The 12824-nt window shown below is 30.6% G+C and carries 15 protein-coding genes; all 15 read left to right on the forward strand.

From position 1 onward, the window contains the following. The first annotated feature begins 8 nt into the window (after positions 1 to 8). The 15 genes from CHB72_RS27660 (at position 9) to CHB72_RS00495 (ending at position 12804) form a co-directional block, all read left to right on the forward strand. Positions 9 to 374: a type IV pilin protein gene (locus CHB72_RS27660; RefSeq protein ID WP_089280890.1), complete on the forward strand. Its 366-nt coding sequence runs from the start codon at positions 9 to 11 to the stop codon at positions 372 to 374. A 436-nt stretch (positions 375 to 810) separates the two neighbouring features. Next, on the forward strand, positions 811 to 1263 hold the full coding sequence (locus CHB72_RS00430; RefSeq protein ID WP_089280891.1) for a hypothetical protein: 453 nt from the start codon (positions 811 to 813) through the stop codon (positions 1261 to 1263). A gap of 13 nt (positions 1264 to 1276) precedes the next feature. Continuing rightward, complete coding sequence (locus tag CHB72_RS00435) at positions 1277 to 1693, forward strand: PilW family protein (protein ID WP_089280892.1); 417 nt, start codon at positions 1277 to 1279, stop codon at positions 1691 to 1693. 9 nt (positions 1694 to 1702) lie between these two features. After that, positions 1703 to 3190 (forward strand): DUF7305 domain-containing protein, encoded by a 1488-nt coding sequence (locus tag CHB72_RS00440; RefSeq protein ID WP_089280893.1) that lies wholly within the window; start codon positions 1703 to 1705, stop codon positions 3188 to 3190. Positions 3191 to 3249: 59 nt separating this feature from the next. Further along, positions 3250 to 4014, forward strand: coding sequence for a prepilin peptidase (locus CHB72_RS00445; protein WP_089280894.1), 765 nt, complete (start codon positions 3250 to 3252; stop codon positions 4012 to 4014). 38 nt (positions 4015 to 4052) lie between these two features. Then, the gene (gene pilM / locus CHB72_RS00450) at positions 4053 to 5171 is read left to right on the forward strand and encodes a type IV pilus assembly protein PilM (RefSeq protein WP_089280895.1); all 1119 of its coding nucleotides are present in this window, start codon (positions 4053 to 4055) and stop codon (positions 5169 to 5171) included. A gap of 18 nt (positions 5172 to 5189) precedes the next feature. Next, complete coding sequence (locus CHB72_RS00455) at positions 5190 to 5753, forward strand: PilN domain-containing protein (RefSeq protein WP_089280896.1); 564 nt, start codon at positions 5190 to 5192, stop codon at positions 5751 to 5753. Beyond that, positions 5740 to 6993 (forward strand): hypothetical protein, encoded by a 1254-nt coding sequence (locus CHB72_RS00460; protein WP_089280897.1) that lies wholly within the window; start codon positions 5740 to 5742, stop codon positions 6991 to 6993. The genes CHB72_RS00455 and CHB72_RS00460 overlap by 14 nt, the downstream gene beginning before the upstream one ends. Positions 6994 to 7082: 89 nt before the next feature. Continuing rightward, the gene (locus tag CHB72_RS00465) at positions 7083 to 8888 is read left to right on the forward strand and encodes an S-layer homology domain-containing protein (protein ID WP_089280898.1); all 1806 of its coding nucleotides are present in this window, start codon (positions 7083 to 7085) and stop codon (positions 8886 to 8888) included. Positions 8889 to 9003: 115 nt separating this feature from the next. Beyond that, positions 9004 to 9441 (forward strand): prepilin-type N-terminal cleavage/methylation domain-containing protein, encoded by a 438-nt coding sequence (locus CHB72_RS00470; protein WP_089280899.1) that lies wholly within the window; start codon positions 9004 to 9006, stop codon positions 9439 to 9441. A gap of 43 nt (positions 9442 to 9484) precedes the next feature. Then, positions 9485 to 9910: a type IV pilus modification PilV family protein gene (locus CHB72_RS00475; protein WP_089280900.1), complete on the forward strand. Its 426-nt coding sequence runs from the start codon at positions 9485 to 9487 to the stop codon at positions 9908 to 9910. Between the two features lie 36 nt (positions 9911 to 9946). Beyond that, the gene (locus CHB72_RS00480) at positions 9947 to 10453 is read left to right on the forward strand and encodes a prepilin-type N-terminal cleavage/methylation domain-containing protein (RefSeq protein ID WP_176431115.1); all 507 of its coding nucleotides are present in this window, start codon (positions 9947 to 9949) and stop codon (positions 10451 to 10453) included. Positions 10454 to 10460: 7 nt separating this feature from the next. After that, a complete protein-coding gene (locus CHB72_RS00485) occupies positions 10461 to 11078 on the forward strand; it encodes a hypothetical protein (protein ID WP_089280902.1) in 618 nt (205 codons plus the stop codon). 174 nt (positions 11079 to 11252) lie between these two features. Then, complete coding sequence (locus CHB72_RS00490) at positions 11253 to 11516, forward strand: late competence development ComFB family protein (RefSeq protein WP_089280903.1); 264 nt, start codon at positions 11253 to 11255, stop codon at positions 11514 to 11516. A gap of 226 nt (positions 11517 to 11742) precedes the next feature. Then, the gene (locus tag CHB72_RS00495; protein WP_089280904.1) at positions 11743 to 12804 is read left to right on the forward strand and encodes a M24 family metallopeptidase; all 1062 of its coding nucleotides are present in this window, start codon (positions 11743 to 11745) and stop codon (positions 12802 to 12804) included. Positions 12805 to 12824 lie beyond the last annotated feature (20 nt).

A 12824-nucleotide genomic window follows, 5' to 3' on the forward strand; every position in this document is an offset into this window, starting at 1 on the left:
GAAATGAAATGATTCAATTTTTATGTAAGAAAGTGAGAAATAAGAAGGGTTTTACTTTGATTGAATTGATTGTTGTTATTGCGATTTTGGGGATTTTAGCGGGGATTGCGGTGCCTAGATTTCAGAATGTAACAGCAAATGCTAATTCAAAGGCAAATTTAGCTGAACACAAAATCGCTGTATCAGCAGTTCAACTCTTCAGAGCTGAAAGTACTACAAATGCATTACCTACAAAATCAGATGATTTAGACCCTTATATAGAAGGTGGTTGGGCTGGCTTAACAAGTGGTACTCATACTTTTGCTTATGATGCAACTACAGGGGTTACAATAACCTCATCTCCATCAGGAGAAGAGACTAACATTAAACCTTAACCATAGAACCAAAGGGACGGTTCCCGTGGTTTGCAAATGTCCTCAGGGGCATAGAATTGATTCTTTAGTTATTAACTTATTTTGTGAATTAACAAACTTAAAAACTTATGAACAACAAATAGAACATGGAGGAAGTATATTTTCCTCCATGTTTTTAAAATCAGATTGAGAGGTTTGGATTTGTTTTGTATATACAACAATGTTCTACTAACTGGCATACTCATTGGTTCATTTTTGAAGGTATGTACTTATAAAATGGCTGCAAACAAATCAATACTATTCCAAGTTTTCAATTTGTTATCCTGTGATGGAGCTTTTAATAGGAATTATTTATTACTATTATTTTTAAAATAGATGTATTAAAAGGTATATGTATCTAAGTATTAATAGCAGATAATAATCATAGAAATTTGAATTTAAAGGGGCCTATATTATAATGTTAAACAAAAAAATATATGAATTATTATCCTCTAAAAAAGGTGTAACATTAATTGAAATCCTTATTTCACTAATTATATTTATAATAATTATAGTGCCATTTTTAGGAATGTTTGTACAATCAACTAAATCAAATAGTTTATCACAAAATATAATTGATGCCACTTACATAGCTCAAAGCTGTATGGAAGACGTTTATTCTATTAGTATAACAAATAACTTTATGGATGGTCTTACTGAATTAAAAGATAATGGCTTTACTGAAACTGTTGTTGTCGCAGATGAAGATTATGACTATACTAAAAATATAGATGGATACTATGCACTAATTGAAATTAGGAAGTCTGCTTATTCTGGAAATCTGGTTAAAGTGGTTGCTAAAATTTATAATAATAGTGCCCTTGAAAAATTAGAAGCACAAATGGAAACCATTTTATTATGGAATAGTTAGAAGGTGTAAATTTATGATACAAAATAGAAAAGGTATAACGCTAATTGAATTACTTATGGTTTTATCTGTCATGTCAATAATCGTTGTTTTAAGTTTTTCTGTTTATATTTTTGGAATGAAAAGTTTTACATTACAATCTACTAATGTCGAAAATCAATCTAATGTAAGGTATGCTACAAGTTATATCACGAAAGAAATTAGAAAAGCAGAGTCAGTAGAGGTATTAGGTAATATTTTAACTATTAATGGTACCGATGAATATAAACTTGTTGATAATATTATCTGGAGGAATAGTAATGAACTGGTGACTGGTATAGAGCATTTTAATATGAGTAAATCAGGAAATAAGATTAGTCTTGAGATAATCAGCTTATCTAATTCAGATGGATGTTTTTCTTCATTATCTTCGAAAATTTATATAAGAGAGTAGGGGGGTAGCATGAAATTTACGTATTCTCTAAAAAAATATTTGTACAATGATAGTGGACTAACACTAATCTTTGTTATTATGATTTTAGTAATATTATCTTTGATCGGCTTGACTCTTTTAAGTGTTACTACTAGTAATGTAAAAATGAGTTCCATAGAAAGAGATTATCAAGGGGTTTTTTATATAGCGGAAGCAGGAATAAATTATAAACTTAATGAAATAAATTCAGAGATTATAGCATCCTATATAAGTACATCCACAGTGGATGACTTCTTTAATACTATTGAGTCTTATTTTAGTGTACCGTCAACATTGGATACTTTCGAAAGTACTTTTGGAAATAATCCTGTAGTAAATATTACAATTATAGGATCAAGAGTTACACCTTCTAATACTGCTACTTATACAATTATATCACAAGGAATTATAGGTAGTCATACAAGAACTGTTGAAACAGAAATCGAAGTTACATGGATTCCAAAAACTGGTATGAGTATATCCAATGATATGGCTGTTTTTTCAAATTCTACTATTAATTTAACGGGAAGTGCTACTATTAATGGTCCTGCAGGTATTAATGCTACTACTAATAACTCTATTACTTTAGATGGGGGATCAGCAATTAATGGTGATATCTATGTGGGACCTGGAGCTGGTAGTGAGGTTTTGAATGTACCTCATTGGATCTCTGTAAGCGATCCAATTCAGCTAGCTGAAGTAAGAAGTTTTGAAATGCCTGACTTTCCTACAATTCCTACGTACTTACAACATCCAAATACTCAGGCTGGATCATACAATGTTATCTTAAATGGTAGTGTACGTATTGATAATTCGCAGGCAAATAACTATGTTTTGCAATTAAATAATAATATATATGCACCAGAAATAAAAATTGCTTCTAATTATACTTTAGATATTAACGTTGGCGATACAGATAAAAGCATTGTTGTGGATCATCTGAATATTATAAATGGACATATAAATATCCAAGGTACAGGAAAGCTTACTATTTACGTTACTGATAAAATAACAATGGGTAGTGGAAGTACAATCAATAATGTAACAAATCCAGCTGAAGCTAGTGTTACTGTAGAAAAGCTGAATATTTATTTAAAAGCTTCTGCACCTGCTAAAACAGTAACTCTTGCAGGTAGTCAAAAAATTTATGGTTCCTTATATGCGGAAAATGCTAATATTCTTTTTACGGCAGGAGGAGGTTTTCAAGGTCATATCGTTACAGGTGGAACAGATGTTACTATAAATGGCGGGGCGGCTGCTCTTGTTAAGATGATTTATGCACCAAATGCACATGTTAAATTGGAGAATGGAGGGAATGTAATAGGGTCAATAATTGCCAATTCCTTTACTGCCAGTGGAGGTACTAATGTTAGCTACGTATCTACTGAAGATGAAAATTTACCATTCTTTCCAATTGGTGGTGGAAGCACACCTGCCCTTGAAGATTTAATTCAAATAAATACTATTAAAGAAAAATAGTTTAATAAATACATAGTTTTTATTTATTAATTTTAAAACTTGAAAGGTTTTGATTTATTTTGTATATATATAGCCTTGCTGTAATAAGTGGTATACTAATTGGATCTTTTTTAAATGTGTGTATCTATAGGATGCCTAAAAATGAATCTATCATTTATCCTGCTTCTCATTGCTCAAAATGCAATGAATCACTTAAACCCTTTGATTTAATTCCTATCTTTAGTTACGTATCTTTGAGAGGTAAATGCAGGTATTGTAGTGCTGAATTTTCTATTAGGTATCCTATGATAGAGTTTTTAACAGGAATTATTTTTTTATTAGTATTTTATAAATATGATTTAAGTATTGCGTATTTTTTTCATATTGCTTTAGTATGTATTTTAATCTGTATTACTTTCATTGACTATGATCATCAAATCATACCTGATGGACTTGTTATATTAGGGTTTGGATTAGGATTAACATATAAATTTCTTTTATACTTCTTTATAAATCAGCCTATAGAAGTTTTAAATAGTTTACTAGGATTTTTATTAGGCGGTGGGTTCTTTCTGCTAATTGCTGTTATTTCCAATGGTGGTATGGGTGGAGGAGATATTAAACTGATAGCTATGCTGGGTTTTTGGTTCGGTTGGAGAGATATTATTCTTATTTCTTTTTTATCCTTTATAATAGGCAGTGTTATTTCAATAGCATTACTAGCTACTAAAGTAAAATCTCGAAAAGACGTCATTCCATTTGGACCCTTTATTGGAGTATCTACCCTACTTGTTATTCTTTATAAGAACTATATTTTAATGAGTTATATGAATCTATTTATGTAATTGTTTTATTCAATTAGTTATTAAAGGGGTGAGGGCTATTGAAAAGTTTCAAGTCGTTTTGCAAGAATAAAGAAATATTAGTACTTGACATAGGCAGTCATAGTGTAAAAGCTGTTGTAGGTAAATATGACAAGAACAAAGTATCCGTCCATAATGCTTTCTGTGTATCGATTCCACAAGACTGCTATGCAGATGGTAAAATTATTAATCTGTTGGAAGTAAAAGAAGCCTTGAAAAAGGCTCTGGAAATTAACAAAGTGAAAGCTAAATCCACTATTAGTTCTATTGAAAGCACCTGTATCATTACTAGAGAAATACTTCTTCCAGCAGTTAAAGAAGAGGATTTAAAAGGAATGATCTATTACGAAGTTGGCCAATATCTACCCATTGAGCTCGATAAATATGTAATTCAGCATAAAATTATTGAAGAATTCATGGAGGAAAATGTAAAAAAATATAGCATACTAGTTGCTGCTTTACCTAGGGAAATTGCATTCAGTCATTTTGAATTGCTTGAATTTCTAGATTTATCTCCAGTCGCTTTAGAGCTTCATTCAAATGCAATCACTAAGCTTTTAGATGTTAATGCTGTTATCAATGATATTGAAGCTATTCGTGATAAAAGCATTGCTGTGATTGATCTAGGACATAAGCACATTAATGTGATCATTATAGAAAATGGTGTTTATCGGTTTAGTAGAATAATTAATTTAGGTGCAGGCGATATGGATATGATTATTGCAAATTATTTAAATATTGATTTAAAAGAGGTTGAAATACAAAAATATGCCATGAAAAATTTGACTTCCTCATTAGAAGAAGTTGTTGTTTCAAATGAAGGCATATCGCTAAATAAGTCTGAATTATCATTTGATATCTTTCATGATGTCATTAAATCCAACCTAGATAATTGGATCGATGAAATCAATCGAATTTTTAAATACTATACAAGCAGAAGTTCACGCAATAAAATAGATAGTATCTTTATATATGGTGGCAGTACTGCTTTAAATGCTATAGATCAATATATGACCGATGCTTTTAACATCCCTACTTTTAGAATTGATCGAATAAATCATGTGGAATTTTTAGAGAATTCTACAATGGATGATTTATCAATTTATCTTAATGCAATTAGTTCGTTAATTAGGAAATAAAAGGGGGAAAGCAAAGGCATGAGAGACTTTAACTTTTTTGAACCATATTTAAAAAAAACAGAAAAGACAAGTTTTTATCGTTTAATCATTTTATCTCTTATTACTGTCGTAAGTTTTATCTTTGTTTTCTATCCTGTACTTAAATATTTTGAAGTAAGAACGTTGAAAAAAGAAATTCTTGTCCTTGATGAAATATTAGAATCATCTGAAAATATAAAAAGACTTCAAGTAATTGAAAGTAATAATATTCAATTAATAGAATTAAAATCTGAACAAGTATTCTTTAGTAATTTACATGATGAGATGAAAGAACAGAAAGTTATTAGTGACTTGTTAATTCAGTCTATCTTAAAAAATGTTCCTAATGGAATTTTCTTTGATTCATTAAGCATAGCCAATAATGAAATAGAGATACATAGTAAGGCTACTCATAAATTTGCAGTTGCTCAGATGGAACACAATTTACGTTATTCTCCATATTTTGATGAGGTATTTATTCCTTCTATTTCAGAAAATGATGGTTATTATTTATTTACAATTACATTTACAGCAAAGGAAGTGACTACTAATGCTGTTGAGTAAACGAGAAAAGATTTTAGTAGTTTTGCTAGCAGGGATGATTCTTTTAGCAGGTTACTACAAGTTTATAATGATACCACTTAACAAAAATTTGAGTCAATTAGAGCTAGATTATAAAGAAAAGCAATTGAAATATATACAAATGAAGCAAGAACTTCAATCAGAAGTACAGTTGAATAACCAGATTGATGCATTAAATAATGAAATTCTTGGTCTTGCAAAAGATTTTTTTGGAAAGATTCATCAAGAGGATATTATTTTATTATTAAATGATTTGATACTCAATAGTAATATTAGGATTTCTTCACTGGACTTTACCCCGCCTAGAATGGAATCATTGGTAAATGGTGAAGAAAATTTACAAGAGAATGACTCTGAGGAATTTATTGCTGAAATCCTTTCAACTCAATTTCATTTCGAAGGCGATTATGGAGCATTGATTGATTTCTTGAGAAATATAAGAGAATATGAGAAAGAAATAGTGATAAACAATATAAGTATTAGCAATAGTAAAGATGGATTATTATCTGGAAATCTCCTGCTTGATTTTTACAGTATTCCAGAAGTAAATAAATATTTTCCTGAAGAAACCAGTATTTTACATTATGGAGAGTCTATTGAATCTGACGAAGATGGAATAATAAATCCATTTATACTTTATGGTGATTTTATTGAAATTGAGGAAAATAATTGGTCAATGGATTATGATTTTAATGATAACTTTAGAAAAATGACCACACTTTATGGCTTTGAAGATGAAAAGGTATTTTTTGTTGGAAATCCAAGAGATGTATATGGCACTTTAAGTAGAGACGCAAACGCTGTAGAAGGAAGATATGCGATTAGAATGGAGTATGATTTTATAAGGGGTGGAGATAGAAGTGTTGCTAACTTGGTTTTCGAAGGGGATAGGATATTAATTCCTCGACAGCCCGAAGTTTTTGGTTTGTGGATATATGGCTTTGAAAGAAGCGATCATAAAATTGGTGCAATAGTGGTAGATGCAAGAGGGAGAGAATATAAATTGTCTCTTGCTGATAGGATTGATTGGTTAGGTTGGTCTTTATTGGAAACTTCTCTTCCTGTCAATATAACCTATCCTGCCATGGTACAGAGAATTTATGTTGAAAGTGAATCTTACTCAGATAAAACGAAAGGACATTTTCTATTTGATAAAATGGAAGTTGCATATCCTACAATTTTACCATACTCTAATGAAATAAATTCAATAATGGAAGAGTAACTGACACTTTAGAATGGCAAATATTACAGCATATCGTCAATTTCTAATTAATAGTATCAATAGATGAATTGGAGGAGAGGTGTATTCCTGTGAAAAAAATTTCAGTTATATTGATAGCAATATGCATTTTTAACTTCATGTTAGGATCTGTAAATTCTGCTTATGCGAACACAAAGGATGAAGAAGATAGAATAGAGGGTTATGAGGATGGTATGAAATGGGGGGAGCTTGCAGGTTATATTGCTGGAGAAAAGGATCGCGTCAATTCTCGGAGAAGTAACTGGGAACAAGCATACAAAGAAGAGGCAAAAGATATCGTAAAAGAGTACAATTTAGATAAGCAATCCTATGCTTATAGAAGTAAATTCAGAGAAAGATTTGAGGAAGGTTTTAAAATTGGTTATTTAGATGCTTATAGAGGTTATGCTTCAGATAATAAAGCAAGTGCAACTATAATAGGTGAAGAAATGGGTAGGTATTTTGGTGAATTATTAGGGGCTAATCATGGAAGAAATGATTATTATAATAATTTAAAGAGCGATTGGAAAAGAAATTTACCTACTGAAACCAATATTATTGATGAGTATAAATTAAGAAATGATACGAAGGAATATTCAGATGCTTTTTTAAAGGCATTCAAAATAGGCTATGAAGAAGAATATCTTTATTCTTATAGAATTACTAATTATGAAATACAAAGTGCTCCTAATCAGGCTGCATTAAACCTTGGCAAAGAAGAAGGACAAGTTGCTGGAGAAGCCTATGCAATGATGGATTATATACAAGGAAAATCTAATAATTGGCTGCGATCATTTAATGAATTAGAGTTGCAAAACAGCTTACTAAATAGGTATGAACTATTTAGAGAAGAACTACAATATAAAGTAGGATTTATCAATGGATTTAAAGATGGTTTTCAATCAGCTTATACTGCATATTATCAAGGCTTTAATGCAGAAGTAGGCGAAAGAAATATTAATTATAAAATAATGTCTATGCATGAGGACATGATAGAATTTGAAGATAGAATGGTACATTTTATACATGGCGAAGAAAATGTAGAAAAAAATATAACTGCACAGCTATATGTACCTGCTGGTACTTTTTATACGGAAACCTATGTAGCTTTACAAAAAGAAGAAATGTCTTCAGCCATAAATAATGAAACACTTATTCCAGTTACAAAAATATATGATATGAAAGTTATTAACAACGTTAACTCTCTCCAGCTAAGAAAACCATTAACCTTAACTTTCAAATACTATGGTTCTTATAGAGGTGGTATTTATCAATTAATAGACAGCAAATGGCGTTATGTATATAGTGAAATTGAAGATGGTGTAATAAAAACAGAAATACCAAGTGGCTTTTACAATGGTGGGCGATATGCTGTATTTATTGATGAAGATTATGTAGAATTAATGGACATCCATACTCATTGGGCAAATAGGGAATTGTATACTTTCCTAAGGAGGGGATATATACAAGGGGATAAGGATAAAAAATATAATCCTGACCAATCTATGACACGAGGTGAATTATTATTATTATTATCTAAAATCCAAGGATGGAATACATCAAATGACACAAGAAATGCGGACAAATTTGAAGATTTTAATAACTTTGGTATCTATACAAAAACTATAGATTATGCAGTTTCAAAAGGATATATAGACGGCTATGATGACAAATCATTTAAGCCCAACAATCCTATTACCTACATAGAACTAGAGGAGATTATGAAAAAGATTTTAGATAATGACAATTTTGCTTGGGAGACAATTGCTGAAAAAATGCTGTATGAAAGATATGCACGATCAAACAGTAGATTAGGAAAAGATAAATTTGCGACTAAAGGTGAAGTTGTTTATATGCTTCATGAATTAATAAAATAACATATTTTTACATATTTTTTACAAAATTAGAAGGAAATTCCATAATAATGGCGAATATTTACAAGATTAGAAGAAATAGTTGTTTATTTTCATATTCACACAGAGAGGATATAGAATGTTGTCAAATAATAAAGGATTTACTTTAATAGAAATTTTGCTAGTAGTAACTATAATAACCCTTTTTGGTTTCATGATATTTCCAATGAATAGAGGATTATACGACAGGTTTTTATTGGAGGCCACTGCTAAAGAAATAAAAAGCGCTCTCCATATAGCACAGCAACTAAGTATAGATGAATCAAGAAATTATTGTGTAGAAGTTTTCGAAAAATCTTTTCGTGTAAGGGAGCATAAAATTGGGGGAAAAGTTGCTTATTCGCAAAAGATAGACGATAGGATAAAAGTAATGCCAGGGTACGATCATAGGATAAACTATAATAGAGAAGGTACTACCTCTTACGGTATATTTGTTTTATCTAATAAGCAAGAAGATAAGATTAAACTAGAAGTATTGCTAGGAACAGGTAGGGTTAGAATATCTTCATTATACTAAAGGGAGATAGAGAGATGGGATAAATACTAAAAATGGATTTTTGATGATAGAGGTATTGATCGCTTTTTCAATCGTTTGTATCTTTATAACAGCTTCATATGCTCTTATTGGACAAGCTAGTACATTAAGTCATAGAAGCAGAGATTATTATCAGATTAGCAAAACTGCCCAAAGTATTATTGAAGAGTTAAAATGCTATCGTGTTATATCACATGAAGGAAAATTAGAAGTTCTAGATGAGGATCTGGAGGAGGGATTTCATTTTAGTAGAAATAAGTATTCTATTGAAGTGATAGGAGAAAGGCTATTAGATGATACATCATTATACTTAATAAAGATAAGTATAACAGAGGAAGAATCTGAAACTAGCTATTTATTATATAGTCTTATAAATAGTAAAAAACAAGATAGCTATTATCCAGATATTTATTATGAATTAGAAATACAGGATTGGGAGATATGTGAGTAAAATATATCCTTTTTATTTTGATAGGGGGGTATTAATTTGAAAGGGAGCCATCTTAATAGTAAAGGATTTACACTAATAGAGGTTATATTAGCCATGCTATTGTTTTCTATCATTGCAATAACCTTTATTCCCATTAGTGTCTCTCATTTATCTTTTTATAATAAACTAGATGATACATTATTTATTCAACAAAATACAAAATTTGTTCTAAACTATATTGAAAAACGTATTAGAGAGTGCGATCGACAATCAACATTATATATTTCTCAGGATAAAACGATAGAAAGTAAAGATTTTTCAGGAGAAGAGGTTTGGGTTGATTTAAGTGGAAAGAAAAGAAATAATAAAAATACTCTATTGTATTTTTATAGAAGTACTGGAGAGTTAAGAGTAAATAAAAATGGTGAACACAATGTATTATATACCCAAATTAAAGATATCGAAGTTACAGAAGTGGTTGAAGGAGAACTTTTGCAGATTAAGGTTATTGCTGATAAAATTGATTATTCTGTTACTACAACAATAAAGTTAAATTATAGGTAGATAATATATGAAAAACCATATTGAAAATTCAAAAGGTTCTATAATAATCAGCTGTTTTGTTATTGGGATGCTTGTTATCATGCTTGGTATGTCTAGCATTACTTTATCTATGAATGATTTTCGTAAAACCTTATCAAATAGTGATGCTGTCAAAGCAAATTATCTAGCAGAAATGGGTATGGAGATAGCAGTTAATAATGTAATAAAAACAATAGATGCTGTTATATTAACATATCTTAATGATTTGAAAGATAGTAAAATAGAATATATAAAATCAATAAATGAGGAGAATTTAATAGAAGCCCAATATAATCCTATATCATTTGATAGCTATATAAAGCAATTTTTAATTGATGAGCTGCAAGTCCTCAATGTTATCCAAAACAACCCCCTCGAAGGTTATATGCATGACCATTCTTATATGGTTGCAGTTGAGTATGATGATGTAGAAGAAATAATTATAATAAAATCTATAGGGACTTATGATCATGCTAGAAAACAAGTAATAATAGAAGGGAAAAATCCTTACGCAGTCTATGATGGGCATGATATGTATGGACTACCTAAAATAAAAATTTATCCGTTAGAAATACGTTCTTATTACCAAGCCATTATTACAAATTAGCATACCGAATGAAGATCACTTTTGAAACTTAGAAAGAGAAATTTTGCTCTTTTAGGAGATTTTTTCACATGTTTATTGAATTTTTCCCTGTTTCAGCAGGAGAAGGGAGATTAGAAAAGAATAATATATTTATTTGAAAAATATAACATCATAAATAAGAGGGGGAGTAGGGGTATGGAGGTTAAAAACTATATGGAAATTGTAGTAAGTCATTTGTTACCAAGCATTTTGAAGATGAACCCTGATGTCTGTAATTGTAAAAAGTGTGAGGCGGATATTAAGGCAATTGCTTTAAACCATTTACCACCAAAATACATTGCTACAGAGTCAGGAGAAGTGTACTCAAAAATCAACGCTTTGTCTATACAATTTGAAGCGGATGTAGTAAATGCTTTAACTAAGGCTATCGAAAAGGTAAAAAGCTTTCCTAGGCATTAAAGAGGAACTTTTAACTGATCTATAGATAATTGACGAAAATACAGGAAAAATCTATTCAAATATTTTAAAATATGGTATGATAGTATAGGATTTTATGAAAAGGAATGATTTTACAATGATTTCGTAAGATTTGTTTAAGGAAGCTGCAATAAACAATATAAATTTGGATATAATTGAAAGTAATAACACAGATAATGTTAGAATCCTATAAAATAGGAGGTTAAAAATGGGTAATCGGATAGAGAAGGCAAGAGACGTATTACATGAAAAGGGATTAGATGCCATTCTTATTTACAAACCAGAAAACAGAAGATATTTTTCTGGTTTCACTGGCACCACTGGTTATGTAATCATCACCAAAACAGAAGCCAAGTTTATTACTGATTTTCGATATATACAGCAGGCTCAAAACCAATGTCCAGATTTTCAGATAGTTGAGATCAGTAAATCTGAACTTCTTACCAATATTATTGAAAAAATACATATTAACACATTAGGTGTAGAAGAGGAATTTTTTACCTATGGTAACGCTATAGATTTACAATCAAAGTTAAACAATGTATCTCTTATGGGATTAGGAGGTGCTTTAACAAAGATTCGATCTATTAAAGAAGAAAAGGAATTAAAGTTTATTGAAAAAGCTGCCGATCTTGGAGATAAAGGCTTTGCACATGTGTTAGATTTAATCAAGCCAGGGGTGAAGGAACTCGATATAGCTCTTGAGCTAGAGTTTTTTATGCGCAAGCATGGGGCCAGTAGCTCAAGCTTTAACTTCATCGTAGCTTCTGGTACAAGATCTTCGTTACCCCATGGAGTAGCCTCCGATAAGCTGATAGAAGAGGGCGATTTTGTAACATTAGATTTTGGATGTATCTATGAGGGTTATTGTTCAGATATGACTAGAACCCTTGTAGTTGGAGAAGCTAATGATAAGCAGAAAAAGATTTATTCGATTGTACTAAAAGCTCAAAAAACAGCATTAGAATCTGTTAAAACTGGTATCACTGGTAAGGAATTAGATACTATAGCAAGAGAAATCATTGAAAAAGAAGGCTATGGACAGTATTTTGGGCATGGATTAGGTCATGGAGTAGGCATGGAAATCCATGAACTTCCTCATGTCAACACGATGGGGGATGTAGCCATGGAGCCCGGTATGGTGATTACTATTGAACCAGGTGTTTATCTACCTGATTTTGGTGGAGTAAGAATAGAGGATCTAGTGGTTGTAACAGAAAGTGGTTATAAGGTGTTATCAAAAACTCCTAAGGAGTTAATTGAAATATAAATTTTATTTTTAAATAAAGA

This window comes from Anaerovirgula multivorans (assembly GCF_900188145.1).
In the GTDB taxonomy this organism is placed as follows: domain Bacteria; phylum Bacillota; class Clostridia; order Peptostreptococcales; family Natronincolaceae; genus Anaerovirgula; species Anaerovirgula multivorans.

What these genes read in the sequence shown, in the direction of transcription:
- CHB72_RS00490 (WP_089280903.1), top strand. Translation starts at nt 11,253, where the DNA reads ATGGAGGTTAAAAACTATATGGAAATTGTAGTAAGTCATTTGTTACCA.
- CHB72_RS00475 (WP_089280900.1), top strand. Translation starts at nt 9,485, where the DNA reads ATGATAGAGGTATTGATCGCTTTTTCAATCGTTTGTATCTTTATAACA.
- CHB72_RS00460 (WP_089280897.1), top strand. Translation starts at nt 5,740, where the DNA reads ATGCTGTTGAGTAAACGAGAAAAGATTTTAGTAGTTTTGCTAGCAGGG.
- CHB72_RS27660 (WP_089280890.1), top strand. Translation starts at nt 9, where the DNA reads ATGATTCAATTTTTATGTAAGAAAGTGAGAAATAAGAAGGGTTTTACT.
- CHB72_RS00470 (WP_089280899.1), top strand. Translation starts at nt 9,004, where the DNA reads ATGTTGTCAAATAATAAAGGATTTACTTTAATAGAAATTTTGCTAGTA.
- CHB72_RS00440 (WP_089280893.1), top strand. Translation starts at nt 1,703, where the DNA reads ATGAAATTTACGTATTCTCTAAAAAAATATTTGTACAATGATAGTGGA.
- CHB72_RS00495 (WP_089280904.1), top strand. Translation starts at nt 11,743, where the DNA reads ATGGGTAATCGGATAGAGAAGGCAAGAGACGTATTACATGAAAAGGGA.
- CHB72_RS00455 (WP_089280896.1), top strand. Translation starts at nt 5,190, where the DNA reads ATGAGAGACTTTAACTTTTTTGAACCATATTTAAAAAAAACAGAAAAG.
- CHB72_RS00435 (WP_089280892.1), top strand. Translation starts at nt 1,277, where the DNA reads ATGATACAAAATAGAAAAGGTATAACGCTAATTGAATTACTTATGGTT.
- CHB72_RS00430 (WP_089280891.1), top strand. Translation starts at nt 811, where the DNA reads ATGTTAAACAAAAAAATATATGAATTATTATCCTCTAAAAAAGGTGTA.
- CHB72_RS00485 (WP_089280902.1), top strand. Translation starts at nt 10,461, where the DNA reads ATGAAAAACCATATTGAAAATTCAAAAGGTTCTATAATAATCAGCTGT.